Origin of the sequence: Helicobacter pylori, assembly GCF_030323545.1 — a bacterium.
GTDB classification, from domain to species: domain Bacteria; phylum Campylobacterota; class Campylobacteria; order Campylobacterales; family Helicobacteraceae; genus Helicobacter; species Helicobacter pylori_CO.
The window spans coordinates 468,344-492,846 of sequence record NZ_CP122954.1 but is presented as its reverse complement, the minus strand read 5'-3'; the positions used below and the strand labels follow the sequence as shown (position 1 = coordinate 492,846).

Genomic DNA, 24,503 nt, shown 5'->3' with positions numbered 1-24,503 from the left:
CACAAAGCCTTTAAAGTTTGTTAATAATTATGTTATTATAACAATAATTTTTTGCTAAAAACGCTTATGGTTAGTAAGATGATGTGTTTGTAGCATATTTTAAAATAATATAAGGAATAAATCGTTATGAACCTTTCTGAAATTGAAGAGTTGATCAAAGAATTTAAAGCTTCTGATTTGGGGCATTTGAAATTAAAGCATGAGCATTTTGAGTTGGTTTTGGATAAGGAATCCGCTTATGCGAAACATAAAAGTGCGTTAAATCCCGCCCATTCTCCAGCTCCCATTATGGTAGAAGCGAGCATGCCAAGTGTCCAAACCCCTGTGCCTATGGTATGCACCCCTATTGTGGATAAAAAAGAAGATTTCGTGCTTTCGCCTATGGTAGGCACTTTTTATCATGCGCCATCGCCTGGGGCTGAGCCTTATGTCAAAGCGGGTGATACGCTTAAAAAAGGGCAGATCGTGGGCATTGTAGAAGCGATGAAAATCATGAATGAAATTGAAGTGGAATACCCTTGCAAGGTGGTTTCTGTTGAAGTGGGAGACGCTCAACCGGTAGAATACGGCACGAAACTCATCAAAGTGGAAAAGCTTTAAAATCCATGAATAAAGAAAATAAAAAGGTAGAAAAAAAAGAGCTTTCACGCATTTTGATCGCTAATAGAGGCGAGATCGCTTTAAGAGCGATCCAAACCATTCAAGAAATGGGTAAAGAATCCATAGCCATTTATTCTATCGCTGACAAGGACGCCCACTACCTCAATACAGCTAACGCAAAAGTGTGTATAGGGGGAGCCAAATCCAGCGAGAGTTACTTGAATATCCCTGCGATCATTAGTGCGGCGGAATTGTTTGAAGCGGATGCAATTTTCCCCGGGTATGGGTTTTTGAGTGAAAACCAGAATTTTGTAGAGATTTGCTCGCACCATTCTTTGGAATTTATTGGTCCGAGCGCGAAAGTCATGGCTTTAATGAGCGATAAATCCAAAGCCAAAAGCGTGATGAAAGAAGCCGGTATGCCTGTGATTGAGGGCAGTGAAGGGTTGCTTAAAAGCTATCAAGAAGCTGAAGAAATCGCTGATAAAATCGGCTACCCTGTCATCATTAAAGCGGCTGCTGGTGGGGGCGGAAGGGGGATGCGCGTCGTAGAAGATAAATCCAAGCTTAAAAACCTTTATTTAGCCGCCGAAACGGAAGCTTTGAGCGCGTTTGGCGATGGGAGCGTGTATTTAGAAAAATTCATCAACAAGCCTAAGCACATTGAAGTCCAAATTTTAGCCGATAAGCATGGCAATGTCATTCATGTGGGCGAAAGGGATTGCTCGGTGCAAAGACGCCAGCAAAAGCTCATTGAAGAAACCCCAGCAGTGGTTTTAGAAGAGGGCGTTCGTAAGCGTTTGCTAGAAACAGCGATCAAAGCCGCTAAATACATCGGCTATGTGGGGGCTGGGACTTTTGAATTTTTGTTGGATTCCAACATGAAAGATTTTTATTTCATGGAGATGAACACTCGTTTGCAAGTGGAACACACCATTAGCGAAATGGTGAGCGGGTTAAACCTCATTGAATGGATGATTAGAATCGCTCAAGGCGAAAAATTGCCCGAGCAAGAAAGCTTTTCTCTCAAAGGGCATGCGATAGAATGCCGAATCACTGCAGAAGATCCTAAAAAATTCTACCCAAGCCCAGGCAAAATCACTGAATGGATCGCTCCTGGTGGGGTGAATGTACGCCTTGATTCGCATGCGCATGCTCATTATGTCGTGCCTACGCACTATGATTCTATGATTGGCAAGCTTGTTGTGTGGGGTGAAAACAGAGAAAGAGCGATCGCTAAAATGAAAAGGGCTTTAAAGGAATTTAAAGTAGAGGGCATTAAAACGACCATTCCTTTCCACCTTGAAATGCTTGAAAATGCGGATTTCAGGCAAGCAAAAATCCACACGAAGTATTTGGAAGAAAATTTTTAAACTTAATTACAAGGAGATTTTAATGAAACAAGTGATTAAAAGAGTTCTTAAGGGTTTGTTGCCCAATCGGTTTTTAAACGCGTATCGTCATGTTGAAAACTTGGGAGCGATTAAAGAGCAAGTTCGTTCTAATGTTGAAACTCTAGGAGCGATTAAGGAGCAAATCAACTCTATAGCCAATCAGGTCAATTCCATTCTTTGGCGAGCCGAAAGGGTAATGTCTATCAATGAATTGTTTGTTGAAACCCCTAAAGATAAGATACAAAATTTTATCAAGAGCTTACACCCCATTAAGACAGAGCATGAATTGGTGCGTTTTGGGGCAAAACATGATGGGGGCTATTTGATACCTAAGGATTTTAAGGGGATTAGAGCACTCTTTTCTCCAGGTGTGGGTAATGAAAGTGCGTTTGAAGAATATTTTTATCGTCAATGCAAACTTGCAAACCATAACGATATATATATATATATATGGCAGACAAGTCGGTCAATGAACCGATACTGAATATCCCTAAAGAAAACTACTCCTTTATCAAAAAATTCATCGGTTGCACTGACAATGAAGATTTTATTACCCTAGACACTTGGGTCAATAACTCTCAAGTGGGCGAAGGGGATTTAATGTTGCAAATGGATATTGAAGGGGGCGAATACCTCGCCCTCATCAGTGCGAGCGATGTGCTATTGAATCGTTTCAGAATCATTGCTTTAGAAATCCATTGTCTGAAATATTTGTGGGATAACAACTATTTTGAAATGGTTCAAAGCGCTTTAAATAAAATTCTAAAAACGCATTATTGCGTGCATTTGCACCCCAATAATTGTTGTGCCTCTCACCATCACAGGGGTGTGAGTATCGTTGAAGTCATAGAGTGCACTTTCATCAGAAAGGATCGGGTGAAACATATCTTGGGCTATTGCGATGAGTTCCCACATCCATTAGACGCTGACAATGTGATTGAAAACCCCACGCTTATTTTACCCGGAAACTGGTATGGAGGCTGAAGTCTTTCTGTTTTGAAATGCTTGAAAATGCGGATTTCAGGTAAGCAAAAATCCACACGAAGTATTTGGAAGAAAATTTTTAAGTTTTAAGGATTTTCTTAAGCATGATTTAAGGATTTTAAACGATCAGAAAAAATCAGCATTAAATTTTATGATTTTATAGTAAAGTTTTTTCATGCAAACCTTGTTTAAAGAAATTACCCCTAAACGCTATGCCAATGGCAATGAGATGAAAGAAAATTCTAGCAATGTTCTAGATCAGTATTTCACTAAGCCTAGTGTGGCTTTAAAATGCTTTCAAAAAGCTTGTGAAGTTATTAAAAAATACGAAAATCTGGATGACTTTATTTTTTTAGAGCCAAGTGCAGGCGATGGGGTGTTTTATGACTTGTTCCCTAAAAATAGACGCATTGGTATAGACATTGAACCCAAAAGAGATGGATTTATTCAATGCGATTTTTTAAATTATAAATTGCCTACGCATCAAAAAGTGATTTGCTTGGGCAACCCTCCTTTTGGGCATCGTGGGGTTATGGCGTTAGAATTTATCAACCATGCTAGAAGTTGTGATTTTGTGTGTTTTATCCTACCCATGTTCTTTGAAAGTCAAGGAAAAGGCTCTATTAAATATCGTGTGAAAGGTTTGAATCTGCTTTATAGCGAACGCTTAGAAAAAAATGCGTTTATAGATTTTAAAAATAAAGAAGTGGATGTGCATTGCGTGTTTCAAATTTGGAGCAAAAAGTATCAAAACAAAAAAAGTGAATTTTCTTGGTATAAGAATCGCCATAAAGAACCCTTTGGCGAGTATATCAAGGTTTTCACGGTTTCGTTAGCTAAAAACAGAGAATGCGGTAAAGAGTGGATTTTTAATCAAAAAGCGTCTTTTTACATTTCATCAACTTTTTACAAAAGCACACAAATTGTAGAGAACTTTGAGGAAGTTAAGTATAAATCTGGTATCGCTGTGGTATTTACTAGCACTGACAAGGCTTTAAACGCTAAATTAAAAAAACTATTCAAAGAGATTGATTGGACAAAATACGCAAGTTTAGCGACTAATTCTTGCTATCATTTAGGAAAAAGTCATATTTTTCAAGCCTTATATGATCATTTAGATAGTTTAAAGGATAATTGATGGACTTAGAACAAACTTTTTTAAAAATTATTGAAAAAAAACATAAAGAATTGAATTTAGGACAAGATTACAACGCTATTTTTTCAAAAATTAGAGATTTTGAAGCCAACGCTATAGGGCAGATTGGTGAAGAGTTTTTAAAAAGCGTGCTTAACGCTATAGATGGAGTAATCAATGATGGCATTATTCATGATGAACACGATATTATGACAAAAAGTGGCGTATCCTTTGAAGTTAAAACAGCGCGAAAAGGCAGAACTAACAACACTTTTCAGTTCAATGGTATAAACCCACGATACAACTATGATTTTTTGATTTGCTTAGGAGTGTGCGAAGACAAATTGCTTTATAAAATTTTTAAAAAAGATGAAATCAATTACATTCATAAAGAAAGAAAACACTTCATGAAACAAAATGAGTTTAAAAAGCAATTGGTGCCAATGAATCCTGATGATCAGGTCAATTATAAGCTCACTCTCAATATTAAAGAATTGGAAGAAATTACAAATCTCATCAAAGAATTAGAAAGGGTTTTAGGGTTAGATTAATATTTTTTAGATAGAATTGAGTGGATCAAAATGTTTTTAGGAATAGAGTTTGCTTATCTTTAAGAAAGTCCAATGAAGTGGAGGATAAGATGTCTAAGATTTCAAATCATTATAACCCGTCTTTGATGATGAGGGATTACCACACCCAAAGGGTTGGTTCGCACACAAGAAAAGAAGAAAATAAGGAAATTCAAAATCTTTCAGAGAATGATGAAAAAATCAAATTAGCCAAACAAGCTAAGCAGGATAACCTAGCCATAGGGGATTTAGAAAGCCGTCTTAAAAGCTTAAAAGGCATGGATAAAGACGCTAAGGAATTGGTGGGGATTTCTAAAGCTTACGCTCATAATAATGAAAAAGATCGAAGCGATTTTGAGCATTTCAAAAGCCGTTTGGACAAAGCGGTTGATTCTTTCAATCAAAAATCAGGCAATGATAGTTTGAAACTCCCTGGCAATATTGACATTGACGACACGAAGGCTTTGGAAAAATTTTCAAAATCATTAGAAAGTGAGAAAGAAAACATTCAAAACTCCTTGCACCAGTGGAAAAAACAGCTCGCTGAAACGAATCATTTAAACAAGGAATACAACACCTTAGATAAAACAAGGCTGAACGCTCAAAAATTCCAAGATGTCCATGACACAAGCAAGATCACCCCATCTCGCTTGCAAGACTTGCTCGCTTGAAAGAGTTTGCTTATAGCGAGCCTTGTTTAGATGAAGAAGATAAAAAGGCCGTTTTAGAGGTTTTAAATTCCAAACAGCTCACGCAAGGCAAACGCTCTCTTTTATTTGAAGAAGCTTTGTGCGAGTTTTTGGGCGTCAAGCATGCGTTAGTGTTTAACAGTGCGACTTCAGCCCTTTTAACGCTCTATAGGAATTTTAGCGATTTTAACGCTGATTGTAATGAAATAATCACCACCCCTATAAGCTTTGTAGCGACAGCTAACATGCTTTTAGAAAGCGGTTACAAACCCGTATTTGCTGAAGTTAAAAACGATGGCAATATAGATGAATTAGCCCTAGAAAAGCTCATTAATAAAAAAACCAAAGCCATAGTGAGCGTGGATTATGCCGGTAAAAGCGTGGAAACAGGAAGCCTTCAAAAGCTTTGCAAAAAGTATTCTTTGAGTTTTCTTTCTGACAGCTCGCATGCTTTAGGGAGCGAGTATCAAAACCAAAAAGTAGGAAGCTTTGCGTTAGCGAGCGTGTTTAGTTTCCATGCCATTAAGCCTATCACTACGGCTGAAGGGGGAGCGGTTGTTACTAACGATAGCGGATTGCATGAAAAAATGAAATGGTTTCGCTCTCATGGCATGATCAAAAAAGATTTTTTTGAAGGCGAAGTCAAAAGCGTAGGGCATAACTTCCGTTTGAATGAAATCCAAAGCGCTTTGGGTTTGAGCCAGCTTAAAAAAGCCCCCCTTTTAATGCAAAAAAGAGAAGAAGTTGCTCTAGTTTATGATAGGATTTTTAAAGATAACCCTTATTTCACCCCTTTACACCCCTTGTTAAAATACAAAAGCTCTAACCACCTTTATCCTATTTTAATGCACCAAAAATTTTTTACACACAAAAAACTGATTTTAGAAAATTTGCACAAAATTGGCATTTTAGCCCAAGTGCATTACAAGCCCATTTACCAATACCAATTGTATCAACAGCTCTTTAACACAGCCCCATTAAAAAGCACGGAGGATTTTTATCGCGCTGAAATTTCCTTGCCTTGTCATGCGAATTTAAATTCAGAGAGCGTTCAAAACATCGCTCATGGCGTTTTAAAAACTTTTGAGGGTTTTAAGGTAGAATAAGTTTCGTTTAGGGCTTCAAATTTTAATCATTAAGAATGGTGCGGAAGAAAGGAATCGAACCTTCATGCCTTGCGGCGCTAGATCCTAAGTCTAGTGCGTCTACCAATTTCGCCACTTCCGCACACCGCACGCAATCGCATGCAATAAGAAGTAGAAAATAAAGAAGCAATATTGTAGCTGTTTAATCCTTTAAAAATACTGAAAAATTGAAGTTTTTTTAAGGTTTGAAGTTTTTTCTGGCTTTAGGGAGTTTTAAATTCTTTTAAGGTATTCTAACAAGGCTATATTTAGATAGTTTTAAGGAAATTAAGGAACAAAATGGAAGTTTCACGCAAGAAAATTTACAACCCCAATTCTACAGAGAGTGTGAATGAAAGAAAGATTTTTGGGGGTAATCCTACAAGCATGTTTGATTTGAATAAGATCAAGTATCAATGGGCGGATCATTTGTGGAAAACGATGCTCGCTAACACCTGGTTTGCTGAAGAAGTGAGCATGAATGATGACAAAAGGGATTATTTGAAATTAAGCACAGAAGAAAAGATCGGTTATGACAGAGCTTTAGCGCAACTCATTTTTATGGATAGCTTGCAAACGAATAATTTAATTGATAATATCAATCCTTTCATCACCAGCCCAGAAATCAATTTGTGTTTGGTGCGTCAAGCTTATGAAGAAGCCTTACACAGCCATGCGTATGCGGTGATGGTGGAAAGCATTAGCGCCAATACTGAAGAAATTTATGACATGTGGCGTAACGATATGCAATTAAAAAGCAAGAACGACTATATCGCGCAAGTGTATATGGAATTAGCCAAAAACCCCACAGAAGAAAACATCCTCAAAGCGCTTTTTGCGAACCAAATTTTAGAGGGGATTTATTTTTATAGCGGGTTTAGCTATTTTTACACTTTGGCTAGGAGCGGTAAGATGCTAGGATCAGCGCAAATGATTCGTTTTATCCAAAGAGATGAGGTAACGCATTTGATTTTATTCCAAAACATGATCAACGCTTTAAGGAATGAAAGAGCGGATCTATTCACGCCAAAATTGATTAACGAAGTCATAGAAATGTTTAAAAAAGCGGTAGAAATTGAAGCCTTGTGGGGGGATTATATCACGCAAGGCAAGATTTTAGGGCTCACTTCAAGCTTGATTGAGCAATACATCCAGTTTTTAGCGGATAGCCGTTTGAGTAAGGTGGGTATCGCTAAAGTTTATGGCGTCCAACACCCCATTAAATGGGTAGAGAGCTTTTCAAGTTTCAATGAGCAACGCTCCAATTTCTTTGAGGCTAGGGTGAGCAATTACGCTAAAGGGAGCGTGAGTTTTGATGATTTTTAAGGGGCTTGTTTGAATAGTATCAAAAACCATTTGATGTGTGAAGAAATCCACAAGCGTTTTCATTTGCACCCCAAAGTGAGGAAGGCTATGGAGAGCATTGAAAGAGAAGTTTTTGTGCCAGCCCCCTTTAAACACTTTGCCTACACTTTAAACGCGCTTTCTATGCAAGCGCAACAATACATTTCTTCGCCCCTAACCGTGGCCAAAATGACGCAATATTTAGAAATCGATCATGTGGATAGCGTGCTAGAAATTGGCTGCGGGAGCGGCTATCAAGCGGCGGTGCTGTCTCAAATTTTCAGGCGCGTTTTTAGCGTTGAAAGGATTGAAAGCCTGTATATAGAAGCGCGTTTGCGCCTTAAAAATCTCGGTTTAGACAACGTTCATGTTAAATTCGCTGATGGGAACAAGGGTTGGGATCAATACGCCCCCTATGATAGGATTTTATTCTCTGCTTGCGCTAAAAATATCCCTCAAGCGCTTATTGATCAGCTTGAAGAAGGCGGGATATTAGTTGCACCCATTCAAGAAAACAACGAGCAAGTGATCAAACGCTTTGTGAAGCAAAATAACGCTTTGCGTGTCCAAAAAGTGTTAGAAAAATGCTCGTTTGTGCCTGTCATAGATGGGGTGCAATAAAGATTAAGGCATGATCAAACACTATCTTTTCATGGCGGTTTCGCAAGTCTTTTTCTCTTTCTTTTTAGTGCTATTTTTTATCTCTTCTATCGTGCTATTAATCAGTATTGCAAGCGTAACGCTCGTGATTAAAGTGAGCTTTTTGGATCTAGTGCAACTCTTTTTGTATTCCTTGCCAGGAACCATTTTTTTTATTTTGCCGATCACTTTTTTTGCGGCTTGCGCTTTAGGGCTTTCAAGGCTTAGCTATGACCATGAATTGTTAGTGTTTTTCTCTTTAGGGGTTTCGCCCAAAACAATGACTAAAGCGTTTGTGCCTTTAAGTCTGTTAGTGAGCGCGATTTTATTGGTGTTTTCGCTTATTTTAATCCCCACTTCTAAGAGCGCTTATTACGGGTTTTTGCGTCAAAAAAAAGACAAGATTGATATTAACATCAGAGCGGGTGAATTCGGGCAAAAATTAGGCGATTGGCTCGTGTATGTGGATAAGGCTGAGAACAATTCCTATGATAATTTAGTGCTTTTTTCCAATAAAAGCCTTTCTCAAGAAAGCTTCATTCTAGCCCAAAAAGGCAATATCAACAATCAAAACGGCGTGTTTGAATTGAATTTATACAAAGGGCATGCGTATTTCACTCAAGGCGATAAAATGCGTAAAGTTGATTTTGAAGAATTGCATTTGCGCAACAAGCTCAAGTCTTTCAATTCTAATGATGCGGCTTATTTGCAAGGCACGGATTATTTAGGTTATTGGAAAAAAGCCTTTGGCAAAAACGCTAATAAAAATCAAAAACGCCGTTTTTCTCAAGCGATTTTAGTTTCCTTATTCCCTTTAGCGAGCGTGTTTTTAATCCCCTTATTTGGCATCGCCAACCCGCGATTCAAAACGAATTGGAGTTATTTTTATGTCCTTGGAGCGGTTGGGGTTTATTTTTTAATGGTGCATGTGATTTCTACGGATTTGTTTTTGATGACCTTTTTCTTCCCCTTTATTTGGGCGTTTGTCTCTTATTTGTTGTTTAGAAAATTCATTTTAAAGCGTTATTGAATGCGTTGTTTTAAGGCTACTATCGCTTATGATGGGGCGTATTTTTTAGGCTATGCCAAACAGCCTAACAAACTCGGCATTCAAGATAAGATAGAGAGCACTTTAAACGCACTAGGGATTAAAAGCGTTGTGATTGCGGCCGGGCGCACGGATAAAGGCGTGCATGCGAACAACCAAGTGCTGTCTTTTCACGCTCCAAAATACTGGAATGCTGATAAATTATTTTATTATCTAGCCCCCAAACTCGCCCCGCATATTGTCTTAAAAAAGCTAGAAGAAAAAAACTTTCATGCGCGTTTTGACGCTCAAAAAAGAGCGTATCGTTACCTTTTGACGAAAAATTTAAAAACGCCTTTTTTAGCGCCTTATATCGCTTGTGGGGATTATGGCTCGCTAGATGCATTAAACACCGCTTTAAAGCAATTCACAGGCAAGCATGATTTTTCCATGTTTAAGAAAGAAGGCGGGGCTACAACCAATCCTAAACGCGCTATTTTTAACGCTTTTGCTTATAAAACCTTTATCGCAGGGCATGAGTGCGTGGTGTTTAAAATCATTGGCGATGCGTTTTTACGCTCTAGCGTGCGTTTGATCATTCAAGCGTGCGTTCAATACTCCTTAGAAAAAATCACGCTCGCTGAAATTCAAGCGCAAATCCACAACCTCAAAGCCGCTATAAGAACGCCCATAATGGCTAATGGCTTGTATTTGCACAGGGTGTATTATTGAAACTTTAAAAGGTGTTCTTCCCAATCTAGAGCGCTTTTGATAATGGTGTCTAGGTTGTTATAAAGGGGTTTGAAAGGGGTGTTTTGTAAGATTTTAGCGTTATTGGCAATAAGGCTTGCTGGATCGCCCTGTCGTTTGTCTAAAATTTCCACTAAAAAATCGTTGTTTGAGATTTCTTTGACCTTTTCTATCACTTCTTTCACGCTATGGCCTTGATTGTAGCCGACATTATAAATCTCGCTCTTATTTTTTTCTAAAAGGGTTTGATAGCTCGCTAAATGCGCATTAGCCAAATCATCTACATGGATATAATCCCTAATGCAAGTGCCATCTCTTGTGGGGTAGTTAGCGCCAAAAATCCCCATTTTTTTCCTTTTCCCCACCGCGCATTCGCATGCGATTTTGATCAAATGCGTGGCGTTGAGCGTGCGCTGTCCTAGCGTGTAAGGCGTGGTATAATCATTGTGCATGCATGCCCCAGCCACATTGAAATAGCGCAAAATAACGCATTTAAAATCCGCTATTTTAGAAGTGTCCAACAAGATCCTTTCGCTCATCATTTTAGACGCTCCATAAGGATTAATAGGGTTTAAGGGGCTTTCTTCATTCAAGCTTGAACTAGATTCGCCATAAACCACGGCCGTAGAAGAAAAAATAAAACGCTTGATTGTATACTTTAAGCAAAGTTTGACAAGCTCTAAAGTGTTGAGCGTGTTGTTGGTGTAGTATTCTAAAGGCAAGCGCGTGGATTCTTCTACTGAGATTTTAGCCCCAAAGTGCAAGACAGCTTCAATAGGATCTTTTAGCTGCTGCTTATTCAAAAAGACGTCTAATTTGTGCGTTTCATTCAAATTCGCTTGAATAAAAGTAACCCTATTAGGGTAGTAACGCTCTAACGCTTTGAGGTGCTCTAAAAAACCGGTGCTTAAGTCATCTACAATAATGATGTTTTCTTTGGTTTTTTCTAAAAACGCCCTTGCGGTATGCGAGCCTATATACCCGCACGCCCCTGTGAATAATAATGCCATAAAACCCCTTTTAAAATGAAAAAATAACAACTATTATAACATCTTAATCCCATTTATCATTTAAGGATTTCTTAAGAAAATTTAATCTATAATTTCATCTTTATTGACTTTAAGGGCTTATAGCTCAGGTGGTTAGAGCGCACCCCTGATAAGGGTGAGGTCGGAGGTTCAACTCCTCCTAAGCCCACCATTTTTTTACAATCTTTGGGGAATTAGCTCAGCTGGGAGAGCACCTGCTTTGCACGCAGGAGGTCAGCGGTTCGATCCCGCTATTCTCCACCATTGTTTTCTCCTTAAATTTTTTTATCAATCATGTTTGGTTGAGAAAATCCTAAACGATTAAATCGCCCTTGTTTAACGCCGCAAGTCTTTTAACTTAAAACTCCTTGATAAAAGATTGAATTAAATTGAGATTTTTGGTTATAAAAATTCTTATTACCGCTCGTTAAGACTTTATAAAAAATGTTAGAAACCCTTATAAAACAAGCTAATATATTCTATTCAATTTGCTTCAAGGACAAACAAACATGAAAAAATTTCTTTATACCATACTCACGCTTCTTTTAATCGGCCTTTTAATAACTTATCTTATCCTTTTCACAGAATGGGGGAACAAGATCATCGCTTCGTATATAGAAAAAAAAATCAACCCAAACGAGCGCTACTTGATCGTTAAAACCTTTAAATTACGATTCAACTCTTTGGATTTTAAAGCTCAAGCCAACGATGATTCTATTCTCATTCTTAAGGGGGATTTTTCACTTTTAAAGCAAAGCGTGGATTTGAATTACCAGATAGATATTAAAGATTTACGCTCTTTCAAAGAATGGATACCCTACCCTTTAAGGGGGGCTATTATGACTTCTGGGAATATCAAAGGGCATAGAAAAGCCCTTGTGATTCAAGGCGTCTCTAATATCGCTCAATCACACACTGCCTACAACGCCCTTTTAGATGATTTCAAGCTTTCTCACTTAAGTTTGAACGCACAAGATGCCAATTTAGAAGATTTGCTTTATTTATTCAACCGCCCCGCTTATGCGAACACAAAAGTGTCCTTACAAGCGGATTTTAACTCTCTAAAACCTTTAGAAGGGCATTTGATTCTAACAGCCAATAACGCTTTAATCAATAACGCTCTAATCAATCAAATTTTTCATTTAAACCTTAAAGACACGCTGGTTTTCAACCTCTCGCACTCAAGCGATTTTAAAGAAAACAAAGCCATCAGCGACACCACCCTGACTAGCCCTTTAGCCAATTTTACAGCCCTAAAAAGCGAATATTTTTTTTCTGTTTTAAAGCTCAACGCCCCCTACACTTTAGAAATACCCAATCTAGCCAAACTCCAAAACATTACCAACCACCCCTTAAAAGGGAGTTTGACTTTAAAAGGCGCTATAGAACAAAGCCCCAAGCTCTTAAAAGTCAGCGGCCATTCAAATTTACTGGACGGCGCGCTGGATTTCACGCTTTTAAATAAAGATTTGAAAGCCCGTTTTTCCAATATTTCCACTTTAAAAGCCTTAGATTTATTCAATTATCCTAAGTTTTTCCAATCCATTGCAGACGCTAATTTGGATTATGACCTTAGCACCAAGCAAGGCAGTCTGAAAGCCCGCCTAAAAAACGCAAGATTCCTTAAAAATTCATTCAGCGATTTCCTCTACTCCATTTCTAAATTTGATATTACTAAAGAAATTTATAACGATGTCAATCTAGTAAGCCAAATCAACCAGCAACGCCTGCTCTCCAATCTCAGTATGAAAAGCCCCAAAACCCAATTAAAAATCCATAACGGCTTATTGGATTTAAACACCAAGCAAATGGACATGCTCATGGATGCAGAAATTTTAAAATTCATTTTTAAAATGAAACTTCAAGGCAACATGCACCAGCCAAAATTTTCCCTCATCTTAAACGAAAAAGCCATCCAACAAAACCTGCAACAAGGCTTGAAAGAAATCCTAAAAAACGACACCCTAAAAAAAGGTTTAGACCATTTGCTTAAAGATGATAAGCTTAAAGAAAAGCTTGAAAAAGGGCTTAAGGGGCTTTTTTAACCCTAATTTTAAAGGATAGAAATGGCGTGCATTTTAGTTAGCGGGGCGACTTCAGGGTTTGGGCTAGAAATCGCTAAGGCGTTTTTACAGAAAAATCATGTGGTTTTTGGCACAGGGAGACGAAAAGAGAATTTACAAGAATTGCAACTCGCTTATCCCAAGCATTTCATTCCCCTGTGTTTTGATCTTAAAAACAAGCTTGAAACTAAGCGGGCGGTAGAAACTATTTTTTCCATGACGGATCACATTGACGCTTTAATCAATAATGCTGGCTTAGCGCTAGGCTTAAACAAGGCTTATGAATGCGATCTGGACGACTGGGAAGTCATGATAGACACGAATATCAGGGGGTTGTTGCATCTCACTCGTTTGATCTTGCCCTCTATGATAGAACATAACCAAGGGACCATCATCAATCTTGGCTCTATCGCTGGCACTTACGCCTATCCTGGAGGGAATGTCTATGGAGCGAGCAAGGCGTTTGTGAAACAATTTTCTTTAAATTTGCGAGCGGATTTGGCTGGCACTAACATTAGAGTGAGCAATGTTGAACCTGGCTTGTGCGGCGAAACCGAATTCAGCATGGTGCGTTTTAAAGGCGATAAAATAAAAGCCCAATCTGTCTATGAAAACACCATTTACCTCAAGCCACAAGATATTGCTAATATCGTGCTATGGATTTACGAACAACCCTTGCATGTCAATATCAACCGCATAGAAATCATGCCCATAAGCCAAACTTTCGCTCCCCTACCCACCCATAAAAACCCTTAAGGGGTTTTAAATAAACTTAACTTCAACAACCCTTTAATTTATCTCCAAAAAAAGGGGATTTTGGTTATTTTATTTTAAACTCATTATTTTAATGGGATAGGAAGTATTTTAAAATAATCCTCCCCTAAAATCCGCCTAACCCAAAAAGACCGCTTTTTAAAGCCGTTTAATGAAGTCTTATTCAAACTAAACTTTGATCTTGAGCTGCTTGAGAGTATCGCACGCCCCTTTAGCGCCTAATTTACAGCCTTTTTTAAAGTTTTCTATGGCTTGCTTTTCATTCCTTGTTACGCCTTCGCCATTGTATTGCATGGCCCCTAAATTGAAACACCCTCCGCCATTTTCCAATTCGCATGCTTTAGAATAACGAGCGAGAGCCTCTTTAAAATTCTTCGCCACGCCATCGCCATGATGATACATATTCCCTGCGTTAAAGCACCCCGGGCTGTCTTTTAGTCCGCAAGCTTTATCATACGAAGCGAGCGCCTTTTTCAAATCTTTAGGTGCGCCTCTGCCTGCATCATACAAGCTCCCTAATATCGTGCAACCATCGCCATCGTTTAAATCGCAAGCTTTAGTGAAATATTCCACCGCTTTTTTAAAATCCCTGGTTACCACTTTACCATCATGATAAATCCCCCCTAAGCTCGCGCACCCTTCAGCGTATTTCAAATCGCACGCTTTAGAATAGTATTGTAAGGCTTTATTGGTGTTTTGGGACACGCCTTGCCCGCTGTAATATAAATTCCCTAGCAAATGACACCCATTGCTGTAATTCAAATCGCACGCTTTAGCGTAAAAGGAGGCGGCTTTTTTCAAGTCCTTTTCTACCCCTTGCCCTTGATAATAAAGCACCCCTAAATTAAAACACCCACTATTTTCTTTCAAATCGCAAGCTTTTTCAAAATATTTCTTAGCTTGAGTGAAATCTTGCTCTTTGTAGCTCTTTGCCCCCAAACCCACAAGCTCTTTAGGGTCTTGCTCTGCTATTAGCCCCCCTAAACACAACGCGCCCAAGCACAAAACCCTAAAAAGGGATTTTTTGACATTTTCTAACATGATGTATCTCCTTATTAAAAATTTTATTATAGTGTTATTAAGCAAATATAAAATGTCATGATCTTTTTATTATCTTAAAGCTAGCAATCGCTTACAAATTTCTGTGATTTTATCCCACTCTTTGTTTTGAATCAAATTTTTAGGGGTAAGCCAGCTCCCCCCCACGCACAAAACATTTTCTAAATTTAAATAAGAGTGCATGTTATCTGCGCTAATCCCCCCAGTAGGGCAAAATTTCACCCCTTTAAAAGGGCCATTAAAAGCGTTTAAAAGCTTAACGCCCCCGCAATACTCTGCCGGGAAAAATTTTAAAGCGCTATAACCCAATTCTAAGGCTTGCATGACTTCACTACTGCTAGAAACCCCGGGTATTAGGGGCATGTCTTTTTTCTTTGCGTATTCTAAAAGCTTTATCGTAAGACCCGGGCTAATCAAAAACTCTGCCCCCCTATTTTGAGCTTGCTCTAATTGGGTGGGATTTAGGATCGTGCCAGCGCCCACGCGCATTTTTGGCGCATTCTTAGCGATAAGCTCTATGGCTTCTAAAGCGCAACTGGAACGCAAAGTAACTTCTATGATTGGAATACCCCCCTCTATCAGGCTTTGCGCTAAAGGCACAGCGTCTTTTATATTCTCAATCACCACCACAGGGACAATGGGGCTAATTTGTAAAATCTCTATTATTTTATCTTGCATTTTATCTCCTTTATATTTTTATACCTTTATACCAAAACTCATGCCGCCCTCTTCAGCGGTATTGGCATTCAATCTCAAGCTTGTAAACAATTCCCTACCCAACCCAAAACTAGGCTTCTCTAAATTTTCTAAGGTTTCTAAAAACAAGGGGTTGATGCCTCTCTTTTCAAAATCCTTTTCAAGCACATTCAAAGCGTTATTAGGAGCGTCTAATTCTATCAAATCGCCATCTTTAATCTTAATGATCGCCCCGTTTAACGCTCCCTCAGGGCTTAAATGGATCGCACTAGGCACTTTCCCGCTCGCCCCGCTCATGCGCCCATCCGTAACCAGCGCAACCTTATAGCCCATATCCTGCAAAGCCCCTAAATTCGTGGTGAGTTTGTGCAATTCTGGCATGCCGTTAGACTTAGGCCCTTGGAAAGGCAAGACAGCCACAAAGTCCCTTTCTAATTCTTTATTTTTAAAGCGTTCCAAAAATTCGCTTTGGGTTTTAAAAACAATCGCTCTGGCCTTGACTTTCCTGTGCTCATCTTTAATGGCTGAGATTTTAATCACGGCCCGCCCTAAATTACCCTTTAAGATTTTAAGCCCCCCATTAGCGGCAAAAGGCTCGCTAACAGGGCGTAAAATGTCCGTATTCAAGCTATGATTGACAGCGTCTTTATACGCCAATTGGCCGTTTTCCAAAAAGGGGGTTTTGGTGTAATTTTGCATGCCTTTTTGCGTTTTGGTATCCATAATGGTATGCACATCTTCAAATAAAAGCCCCTCTTTTAACAATTCTTTGATGACAAACGCTAATCCCCCACACGCTTCAAAAGCATTCACATCCGCCGATCCGTTAGGATAGACTTTAGCTAAAAGGGGTATGAGATTAGAAACAGCGTCAAAATCGTCCCAATTGAGAATCACCCCACAAGATCTAGCGATAGCAATCAAATGTAAAGTGTGGTTAGTAGAACCTCCGGTTGCCATTAAGCCTATAAGAGCGTTAAGAATGCTTTTTTCATCAATGAGTTTGGCTAAAGGCAGGACTTCCCCGCTCGCTAATCTTTTGGCGCTCTCTTCTACTAAAACCTTCCGTAAGGGATTGTTAGGGTTGATAAAGCTAGAATTAGCTACATGCAACCCCATAAACTCCATCATCATTTGATTAGAATTAGCCGTGCCATAAAAAGTGCAAGTGCCCACATCATGATAGCTTTGCATTTCCACTTTTAAAAGCTCTTCTCTGTTGATCTTTCCCATTGCAAAATCCTGGCGTGCTTTGGCTTTTTTATAATTTTCTATCCCGCTCACCATAGGCCCGCTTGGCACAAACACGCTCGCTAAATTCCCAAAGCTTAACGCTCCTATGAGTAAGCCTGGCACGATTTTATCGCACACGCCCAAAAAAAACGCCCCGTCAAAAACATTATGGCTTAATCCCACGGCGGTGCTTAAAGCGATCACATCTCTACTGAATAAGCTCAATTCCATGCCATCATAACCCTGCGTGATACCATCACACATCGCTGGCACCCCACTAGCGACGCTCGCATAAGCGTTATGCTCTTGCAACTCTTTTTTAATCCAGTCAGGGTAATTTTTAAAAGGTTGGTGGGCTGAAAGCATGTCGTTATAAGCCGTGATAATCGCAAAATGCTTTCTTTTATGCGAACCTAAAGGCATTTTTAAATGCTCTGGCATGCTCGCTGTAACATGCGCAATATTCGCACAACCCAAGCTCTCAATCTTGGGCTGGTTTTTAGGGTTAAAGATATTTTCTAAATAAAGCTCTCTGGTTTTTTTGCTACGCTCTGTAATTTTTTCTTTGATTTGTTCTAAAGAATGCTTAGGCATGAACACCCCTTCAATTAAGATTTAATATATAATAATAACTTAAAAACACTCTAAAAGGGTTATTGATGCTGGATTTTGATTTGGTTCTTTTTGGCGCGACTGGGGATTTGGCCATGCGAAAGCTCTTTGTTTCGCTTTATGAAATTTATACCCATTATGGTTTTAAAAACGATTCTAGGATTATTGCATCAGGACGTAAGGAGCTATCCAATGAAGAATTTTTAGTGCTCCTTTGTGAAAAAACGCAGTTGCATTCAAGAGAAAAGGGTGAGGAATTTTTAGCCCATATTAGTTATTTGCGCGTCCGTTTGGATAACCCTAAAGACTTTGAAGAATTGAGTAAAATCGCTACAAAAAATAACCCCTTGATCTTCTACTTTTCTATCTCGCCTAGTTTTTTTGCAACTACCGCTCAAAATTTGGCCCAAAACGCGCTCAATCATGCCAACACACGCTTGATTTTAGAAAAACCTTTAGGGCATGATTTAAAGACTTGTCAAGAGATTTTCCAAAGCATTAGCGCTTTTTTTAAAGAAGAGCAAATCTTTAGAATCGATCATTATTTAGGGAAAAAGGGCGTTCAAAATATCCTTGAATTGCGCTTAAATAACCCTATCTTAAACATTTTATGGGATCAAATCAGTGCGGTTGAAATCTGCGTGTATGAGACTTTAGGGGTGGAAGAAAGAGGCGAATTTTACGATAAAATCGGGGCTTTAAGGGATATGGTTCAAAACCATCTCTTGCAAGTTTTATCCCTTATCGCTACAGATTTACCCAACGATTTAAAGGATTTGAGGAAAGAAAAAATCAAAGTTTTAAAAACCTTACAACCCCCAAAAGATTTTAAAAAACAGGTTATTCGGGCCCAATATCAAGGCTATAGAGATGAAAATAAGGTCAATAAAGAGAGCCAAACAGAGACTCTTGTCGCTATTAAAGCCTTTTTGGATACGCCTAAATTTAAAGGCGTGCCTTTCTACCTTAAGCACGCTAAAAAAATGCCTAGCAACCAAGCGAGCGCGAAAATCCATTTTAATGCAGTCAATACGCTAGAATTTTTCCTCTCTCAAGATAAAATCACCCTCACCCTAAAAGATCATCAAAACCCCCTTATTTTAGAAACCCATCACAAACAAGAATTTTTACAGCCCTACGCTAAATTGCTCTATGATGCGATACAAAATAACCACAATAATTTCGCCCACCAGTTGGAATTAGAAGCGTCATGGGTTTTTATTGACACGCTCATAGAAGGTTTTATGAATAACGCCACGCCCTTATATTCCTATGAAAGCCATAATCTAAACGAATCCGAATTTTTAAAACCACTCTATCAATAAAAGGGATTTTATGGGTTATCAATTGTTTGAATTTGAAAATTTGAAAGATTGCCACAAGGCTTTAATAGAGCGTTTTAAAGAATTTTTTAACACCGCCTTAAAAAAGCACCATCAAGTTTCTATCGCTTTTTCTGGGGGCCGTTCGCCCATTAGTTTGTTGCAAAAATTGAGCGTTTTAGATCTCAAATGGCATGAGTGTTTAGTCAGTTTAGTAGATGAACGCATCATAGACACAAGCCACAATGATAGCAACACCAAATTATTACACGATTACTTATTGCAAAATAACGCCCTAAAAGCTTCTTTCATCCCGCTTTTGCCCAAAAAGATTTCTGGCGATACAAACGCGCTTTTTCATTTTGCTAACCAGCATTTCAAACAGCCTCATTTAGCCATTTTGGGCATGGGGACTGATGGGCATACGGCTAGCCTTTTTCCCGAAACGAGCGCTTTTTTAAACGAAGAAAAAGAAAATATCGTCTTGACTAAGCCCGCTAACGCTCCTTATGAGCGCCTGAGCATGTCTATTAACGCCTTAGAAAATTGCGAAAAACTTTTCTTAAGCGTTAGTGGGGTGCAAAAAAGGGAGGTTTTAGAAAAAGCTTTAAAAGAAAACGCTCCCTATTCTCTGCCGATTGCTCGGATTTTACATTCTAAAAAAGTTACCACGGAGGTGTTTTATGCCAAAAACTGAAACTTACCCGAGACTATTAGCCGATATTGGCGGCACGAACGCGCGCTTTGGCTTGGAAGTCGCCCCACGACAGATTGAATGCATTGAAGTCTTGCGGTGCGAAGATTTTGAAAGTTTGAGCGATGCAGTGCGATTTTATCTTTCTAAATGCAAAGAAAGCCTTAAACTGCACCCTATTTATGGCTCTTTTGCTGTGGCTACGCCCATTATGGGGGATTTTGTCCAAATGACTAACAATCACTGGACTTTTTCTATTGAAACGACACGGCAATGTTTGAATTTAAAAAAATTGCTTGTCATCAATGATTTTGTCGCGCAAGCCTATGCCATTAGCGCGATGCAAGAAAACGATCTGGCTCAAATAGGCGGGATTAAGTGCGAAATCAACGCCCCTAAAGCGATTTTAGGGCCAGGAACCGGGCTTGGGGTAAGCACTCTTATCCAAAACAGCGATGGCTCTTTGAAAGTCTTGCCCGGTGAAGGAGGGCATGTGAGCTTTGCCCCTTTTGATGATTTAGAAATTTTAGTGTGGCAATACGCCCGCTCTAAATTCAACCATGTGAGCGCGGAAAGGTTTTTGAGTGGGAGCGGTTTGGTGTTGATTTATGAAGCCCTGTCTAAACGCAAAAGTTTAGAAAAAGTGGCGAAGTTAAGCAAGGCTGAATTAACCCCACAAATCATTAGCGAACGCGCTTTGAATGGGGATTACCCTATATGCCGATTGACCTTGGACACTTTTTGCTCCATGCTAGGCACGCTCGCTGCTGATGTGGCTCTCACTTTGGGGGCTAGAGGGGGCGTGTATTTGTGTGGGGGGATTATCCCACGATTCATTGATTATTTTAAAACTTCGCCCTTTAGAGCACGCTTTGAAACGAAAGGGCGCATGGGAGCGTTTCTCGCTTCTATCCCTGTGCATGTCGTGCTGAAAAAAACTCCCGGACTTGATGGGGCGGGCATTGCGTTAGAGAATTACTTGCTGCATGATAAGATATAGCAGCGTTAAGATAGAAACGGGATTATACAAGGGGTGTGTTTGAGCGCACCAAACAACGATACCATGTAACCAACAATTATAAAATTAGTTAAACCTATAGAAACATAAGTAAACCATAAAAACAATACAATAGCGGTATTTTAATCAAACAAGGAGTTTTAATGAGAGTTCCATCTAAAGGTTTTGCTATTTTTTCTAAAGACGGGCATTTCAAACCCCATGATTTTAGCCGCCATGCTGTAGGCCCTAAAGATGTGTTGATTGACATTCTTTATGCAGGGATTTGCCATAGCGATATTCATAGCGCTTATAGCGAATGGAAAGAAGGCATCTATCCTATGATTCCTGGGCATGAAATTGCTGGGGTCATCAAAGAAGTGGGTAAGGAAGTTAAGAAATTTAAGGTCGGCGATGTGGTGGGCGTGGGCTGTTTTGTCAATTCATGCAAAGCGTGTAAGCCCTGTAAAGAACACCAAGAGCAATTTTGCGCCAAAGTGGTATTCACTTATGATTGTTTGGATTCTTTCCATGGCAATGAACCCCACATGGGCGGATACTCTAATAATATTGTCGTGGATGAAAACTATGTGATTAGCGTGGATAAAAACGCTCCTTTAGAAAAAGTAGCCCCCTTGCTTTGCGCGGGCATCACCACTTATTCGCCCTTAAAATTTTCTAAGGTTACTAAAGGCACAAAAGTTGGTGTCGCTGGGTTTGGTGGGCTAGGAAGCATGGCGGTTAAATACGCTGTGGCTATGGGGGCTGAAGTGAGCGTTTTTGCAAGAAATGAACACAAAAAGCAAGACGCTTTAAGCATGGGGGTTCAACATTTCTACACCGACCCTAAACAATGCAAAGAAGAATTGGATTTTATCATTTCAACCATTCCTACCCATTATGATTTAAAAGACTATCTCAAGCTCTTAACTTATAATGGCGATCTAGCCCTTGTGGGACTCCCCCCTGTAGAAGTTGCTCCAACGCTTAGCGTTTTTGATTTTATCCATTTAGGCAATCGCAAGGTTTATGGCTCATTGATTGGGGGCATTAAAGAAACCCAAGAGATGATGGATTTTTCTATCAAACACAATATTTACCCTGAAATAGATTTGATTTTAGGCAAGGATATTGACACCGCCTATCATAACCTAACCCATGGGAAAGCGAAATTCCGCTATGTGATTGATATGAAAAAATCGTTTGATTAAAGGCTTTGGCTCTAGCTCTTTTTTAAGAGCTTGAGTAGGATTTTTTTAACAATCCCATGAAGCCCTAGGATTTTAAGGGTTTTACTAATAAGACTCTTGAGTGGTATTGAAATGCAGTATTTAAATAATCTTCGCCTTGCGTTTTTGGGAATCTCATGAATGTGTAAAGAATAATGATTCAAAAATGTCTTAAAAGCGTCATGGGCGATCTGTTCTTCTGTTTTCCATAAAGGGAAGTAGTAATGATAAGCAATAATGCTATGGTAGTAGTGCCATTTTTCTCCACCTATCTCCCCACCTCCTGTGATCAAATAAGACCAATCGCTCATAAAAGGGGTTTTAGCCAAAGCGTTCAGCCATAAATCCGCTTTTAAACCAAAAGGATATGTCCAAGGTTTTATTTGAAAATAAGGATGGGAGTCGTATTGTATAACGATAGGTTCTCTTAAGGCTTGTTTAATGGTGTTATGATAAATTGCATTGACCACACCCCTTAAATGCTCTTCAGAAAGACTATAATAGTGTGGGAAAATGCAATACTCTATTTTTAATGGTGCGATCTTTGATCGACAAAATTCTGTTAATTGCGGTTCTTTATCTATTTTTTGTGTGTGCATGGTTTCTAATATTTTTTTACAAAATTGGTTTTTTCGTTGGTAAGTTAAGTTGCAATAAAAAAAGCCTTCATATGGGTATATTCTGTCATAAACCCCATAAAAATAATTCTCATCATCTTCTTTAATGCTTAAGAAATCAGCACTAAATTCATTGCAAAAGATGACATCCACATCGCTCCACACCATTTTGGAATATTTGGGGAACAAATCCGCTAGAAAATACTTCACTAACACCATTTTAGAAAAACGCTTGGTGAAATCCTCATCAAAAGGGTTAGGGATAGTGTCTAAAAAAGGTTCAATGTCTTTCACTTCTAAAGTGGCAAATTCTTTAAAAGGCTCTGTAATTTGGTGGAGTTTTGCTTCATCTTCTTCATTCAAGCCCACCACTAAAGCGTATAGGGTGTAACGAATTTTTTTATTGGCTTTAGCGATGCTTTCTAGCAAGGAATAAATACACGCGCCCGCAGGAATGAGGTAATTCTTATCAAAAGCAAAAGCGATAGGGATATGAAAATCTTGTTCTTTAAAAGAATGGCTTGAATATGAAGTCATAAAAATTAAACACCCTTTTTTAAAGCTATTTTATCCAAAAAAAAACCGAACTTGAAAGGGTTCTGTTTTTGGTTTTTATGTTGTTTTTAATGAAAGTTAATAAATTAATTTAAAGAAGGGTTTTAACCCCTTTACTCTAGCTCTTTTTTAAGAGCTTGAGTTTGATTAGAATTTTTTTAGCAATCCCATGAAGCCCTAAAACTCTAAGGATCTTACTAACCACCCTTTTAGCTAACGCTTTAGGCATCAAAAACCCAAAATAAATAAGCTTATTGAAAAATTTTTTCACTAAACCACAAGTTAATTCAAAAACTCTTGAATGGATTTTCCTTTCTTTAAACACAACAAACAGATACGATTTGAAAAACAAATACGGAGCCTTGAAAACAATTTCTTTTGAAGATTTTACTGAAGAAAAATAATGCTGCTCAGCCATTTTTGTGGTATAAAAGCTCTCATTGGTGTGCATTTTTTTAGTGTAATCGCTCATAAAAGGGGTTTTAGCCAAAGTGTTCAGCCATAAATCCGCTTTTAAACCAAAAGGGTAATCCCAAGGCTTCACCGCCCCCCACCAAGCGTCATAGTGGATAATGGTAGGGTTTTTGAGCGCCTCTAAAATGGTTTTCTTGTAATTCTCGTTTAAATACGCGTTAGAAAAATCTTTAATGGTGTAATAGAAGGGGAAAACGCAATACTCAATCCCTAAAGCTTTCATGTTAGGCCAACACCATTTCGTGAAATCCAACTCCCCTTTAGCCTCATTCCCCTTTAAAAGATCATGCATTCTTAAGGTGAAATTTTTCTTGCGCTGGTAATCTAAATGACAAAACAAAAACCCTTCCATCATGTGGTGCTTTTCAACTTCTAAAACCCCATAAAAATAATTCTCATCATCTTCTTTAATGCTTAAGAAATCAGCACTAAATTCATTGCAAAAGATGACATCCACATCGCTCCACACCATTTTGGAATATTTGGGGAACAAATCCGCTAGAAAATACTTCACTAACACCATTTTAGAAAAACGCTTGGTGAAATCCTCATCAAAAGGGTTAGGGATAGTGTCTAAAAAAGGTTCAATGTCTTTCACTTCTAAAGTGGCAAATTCTTTAAAAGGCTCTGTAATTTGGTGGAGTTTTGCTTCATCTTCTTCATTCAAGCCCACCACTAAAGCGTATAGGGTGTAACGAATTTTTTTATTGGCTTTAGCGATGCTTTCTAGCAAGGAATAAATACACGCGCCCGCAGGAATGAGGTAATTCTTATCAAAAGCAAAAGCGATAGGGATATGAAAATCTTGTTCTTTAAAAGAATGGCTTGAATATGAAGTCATAAAAATTAAACACCCTTTTTTAAAGCTATTTTATCCAAAAAAAAACCGAACTTG

At 38.8% G+C, this 24,503-nt stretch carries 24 protein-coding genes and 3 tRNA genes; 20 read left to right on the top strand and 7 right to left on the bottom strand.

Going from position 1 to position 24,503, the window contains the following annotated elements; all coding sequences use genetic code 11:
• Positions 1-126 precede the first annotated feature (126 nt).
• From accB to pseC, 8 genes are all read left to right on the top strand, one after another.
• Positions 127-600 (top strand): acetyl-CoA carboxylase biotin carboxyl carrier protein, encoded by a 474-nt coding sequence (gene accB / locus QAP06_RS02435; RefSeq protein ID WP_024113953.1) that lies wholly within the window; start codon positions 127-129, stop codon positions 598-600.
• 5 nt (positions 601-605) lie between these two features.
• Positions 606-1,973, top strand: a complete 1,368-nt coding sequence (locus QAP06_RS02430) for an acetyl-CoA carboxylase biotin carboxylase subunit (RefSeq protein WP_286466247.1) — start codon at positions 606-608, stop codon at positions 1,971-1,973.
• 22 nt (positions 1,974-1,995) lie between these two features.
• Positions 1,996-2,478, top strand: coding sequence for a hypothetical protein (locus tag QAP06_RS02425; RefSeq protein WP_286466246.1), 483 nt, complete (start codon positions 1,996-1,998; stop codon positions 2,476-2,478).
• The gene (locus QAP06_RS02420) at positions 2,445-2,978 is read left to right on the top strand and encodes a class I SAM-dependent methyltransferase (protein ID WP_286466245.1); all 534 of its coding nucleotides are present in this window, start codon (positions 2,445-2,447) and stop codon (positions 2,976-2,978) included. The genes QAP06_RS02425 and QAP06_RS02420 overlap by 34 nt, the downstream gene beginning before the upstream one ends.
• Before the next feature lie 175 nt (positions 2,979-3,153).
• On the top strand, positions 3,154-4,116 hold the full coding sequence (locus QAP06_RS02415) for an SAM-dependent methyltransferase (protein WP_286466244.1): 963 nt from the start codon (positions 3,154-3,156) through the stop codon (positions 4,114-4,116).
• Complete coding sequence (locus tag QAP06_RS02410) at positions 4,116-4,664, top strand: restriction endonuclease (RefSeq protein WP_286466243.1); 549 nt, start codon at positions 4,116-4,118, stop codon at positions 4,662-4,664. Before QAP06_RS02415 ends, QAP06_RS02410 begins: the two co-directional genes overlap by 1 nt.
• A gap of 89 nt (positions 4,665-4,753) precedes the next feature.
• Positions 4,754-5,353 carry a Laminin subunit alpha-2 precursor gene (locus tag QAP06_RS02405; RefSeq protein ID WP_286466242.1) on the top strand — a complete coding sequence of 200 codons (600 nt, stop codon included), beginning with the start codon at positions 4,754-4,756 and terminating at the stop codon, positions 5,351-5,353.
• The gene (pseC, locus tag QAP06_RS02400) at positions 5,350-6,477 is read left to right on the top strand and encodes a UDP-4-amino-4,6-dideoxy-N-acetyl-beta-L-altrosamine transaminase (RefSeq protein ID WP_286466240.1); all 1,128 of its coding nucleotides are present in this window, start codon (positions 5,350-5,352) and stop codon (positions 6,475-6,477) included. Before QAP06_RS02405 ends, pseC begins: the two co-directional genes overlap by 4 nt.
• A gap of 36 nt (positions 6,478-6,513) precedes the next feature.
• Here pseC and QAP06_RS02395 read toward each other — a convergent pair.
• Positions 6,514-6,598: transfer RNA gene (locus tag QAP06_RS02395), tRNA-Leu, on the bottom strand.
• A gap of 197 nt (positions 6,599-6,795) precedes the next feature.
• Between QAP06_RS02395 and QAP06_RS02390 the strand changes: the two genes are divergently transcribed.
• Genes QAP06_RS02390 through truA form a run of 4 tightly spaced genes read left to right on the top strand, consistent with a single transcriptional unit; the run spans position 6,796 to position 10,237 of the window.
• The gene (locus QAP06_RS02390) at positions 6,796-7,821 is read left to right on the top strand and encodes a ribonucleotide-diphosphate reductase subunit beta (protein WP_286466239.1); all 1,026 of its coding nucleotides are present in this window, start codon (positions 6,796-6,798) and stop codon (positions 7,819-7,821) included.
• Positions 7,822-7,830: 9 nt separating this feature from the next.
• Positions 7,831-8,460: a protein-L-isoaspartate O-methyltransferase gene (gene pcm, locus QAP06_RS02385; protein ID WP_121054225.1), complete on the top strand. Its 630-nt coding sequence runs from the start codon at positions 7,831-7,833 to the stop codon at positions 8,458-8,460.
• 10 nt (positions 8,461-8,470) lie between these two features.
• Positions 8,471-9,508, top strand: coding sequence for an LptF/LptG family permease (locus QAP06_RS02380; protein ID WP_000589931.1), 1,038 nt, complete (start codon positions 8,471-8,473; stop codon positions 9,506-9,508).
• Positions 9,509-10,237, top strand: a complete 729-nt coding sequence (gene truA, locus QAP06_RS02375) for a tRNA pseudouridine(38-40) synthase TruA (protein WP_286466237.1) — start codon at positions 9,509-9,511, stop codon at positions 10,235-10,237.
• Here truA and galE read toward each other — a convergent pair.
• Positions 10,231-11,265: a UDP-glucose 4-epimerase GalE gene (galE, locus tag QAP06_RS02370; protein ID WP_286466235.1), complete on the bottom strand. Its 1,035-nt coding sequence runs from the start codon at positions 11,263-11,265 to the stop codon at positions 10,231-10,233. The genes truA and galE overlap by 7 nt on opposite strands.
• Before the next feature lie 113 nt (positions 11,266-11,378).
• Here galE and QAP06_RS02365 point away from each other — a divergent pair.
• The 4 genes from QAP06_RS02365 (at position 11,379) to QAP06_RS02350 (ending at position 14,102) form a co-directional block, all read left to right on the top strand.
• Positions 11,379-11,455, top strand: a tRNA-Ile gene (locus QAP06_RS02365).
• Between the two features lie 16 nt (positions 11,456-11,471).
• Positions 11,472-11,547 (top strand) — tRNA-Ala (locus QAP06_RS02360).
• A gap of 245 nt (positions 11,548-11,792) precedes the next feature.
• Positions 11,793-13,328, top strand: coding sequence for a hypothetical protein (locus tag QAP06_RS02355; protein ID WP_286466233.1), 1,536 nt, complete (start codon positions 11,793-11,795; stop codon positions 13,326-13,328).
• Between the two features lie 21 nt (positions 13,329-13,349).
• A complete protein-coding gene (locus tag QAP06_RS02350) occupies positions 13,350-14,102 on the top strand; it encodes an SDR family oxidoreductase (RefSeq protein ID WP_286466232.1) in 753 nt (250 codons plus the stop codon).
• Positions 14,103-14,288: 186 nt separating this feature from the next.
• Here the strand turns inward: QAP06_RS02350 and hcpC are convergent, their stop codons facing one another.
• From hcpC to edd, 3 genes are all read right to left on the bottom strand, one after another.
• Positions 14,289-15,161 carry a Sel1-like repeat protein HcpC gene (hcpC, locus tag QAP06_RS02345; RefSeq protein ID WP_286466230.1) on the bottom strand — a complete coding sequence of 291 codons (873 nt, stop codon included), beginning with the start codon at positions 15,159-15,161 and terminating at the stop codon, positions 14,289-14,291.
• A 69-nt stretch (positions 15,162-15,230) separates the two neighbouring features.
• Positions 15,231-15,857, bottom strand: a complete 627-nt coding sequence (locus QAP06_RS02340; protein WP_286466228.1) for a bifunctional 4-hydroxy-2-oxoglutarate aldolase/2-dehydro-3-deoxy-phosphogluconate aldolase — start codon at positions 15,855-15,857, stop codon at positions 15,231-15,233.
• Between the two features lie 18 nt (positions 15,858-15,875).
• Complete coding sequence (gene edd / locus QAP06_RS02335) at positions 15,876-17,702, bottom strand: phosphogluconate dehydratase (protein ID WP_286466226.1); 1,827 nt, start codon at positions 17,700-17,702, stop codon at positions 15,876-15,878.
• Between the two features lie 65 nt (positions 17,703-17,767).
• On the opposite strand from edd, the gene QAP06_RS02330 reads away from it, so the two are divergent.
• The 4 genes from QAP06_RS02330 to QAP06_RS02315 all read left to right on the top strand — a co-directional run bounded on the left by QAP06_RS02330 (position 17,768) and on the right by QAP06_RS02315 (position 21,944).
• Positions 17,768-19,045, top strand: coding sequence for a glucose-6-phosphate dehydrogenase (locus QAP06_RS02330; RefSeq protein WP_286466224.1), 1,278 nt, complete (start codon positions 17,768-17,770; stop codon positions 19,043-19,045).
• Between the two features lie 10 nt (positions 19,046-19,055).
• Entirely contained in the window at positions 19,056-19,739 is a 684-nt protein-coding gene (gene pgl / locus QAP06_RS02325) for a 6-phosphogluconolactonase (protein ID WP_286466223.1), read from the top strand.
• Complete coding sequence (locus tag QAP06_RS02320; protein ID WP_286466221.1) at positions 19,726-20,736, top strand: glucokinase; 1,011 nt, start codon at positions 19,726-19,728, stop codon at positions 20,734-20,736. The genes pgl and QAP06_RS02320 overlap by 14 nt, the downstream gene beginning before the upstream one ends.
• A gap of 161 nt (positions 20,737-20,897) precedes the next feature.
• On the top strand, positions 20,898-21,944 hold the full coding sequence (locus QAP06_RS02315; protein ID WP_286466220.1) for an NAD(P)-dependent alcohol dehydrogenase: 1,047 nt from the start codon (positions 20,898-20,900) through the stop codon (positions 21,942-21,944).
• 11 nt (positions 21,945-21,955) lie between these two features.
• Here QAP06_RS02315 and QAP06_RS02310 read toward each other — a convergent pair whose 3' ends face one another.
• Together QAP06_RS02310 and QAP06_RS02305 are read right to left on the bottom strand one after the other, a co-directional pair.
• Positions 21,956-23,116 (bottom strand): glycosyltransferase family 8 protein, encoded by a 1,161-nt coding sequence (locus tag QAP06_RS02310; RefSeq protein WP_286466218.1) that lies wholly within the window; start codon positions 23,114-23,116, stop codon positions 21,956-21,958.
• Positions 23,117-23,252: 136 nt separating this feature from the next.
• Positions 23,253-24,449 (bottom strand): glycosyltransferase family 8 protein, encoded by a 1,197-nt coding sequence (locus QAP06_RS02305; RefSeq protein WP_286466216.1) that lies wholly within the window; start codon positions 24,447-24,449, stop codon positions 23,253-23,255.
• Positions 24,450-24,503 lie beyond the last annotated feature (54 nt).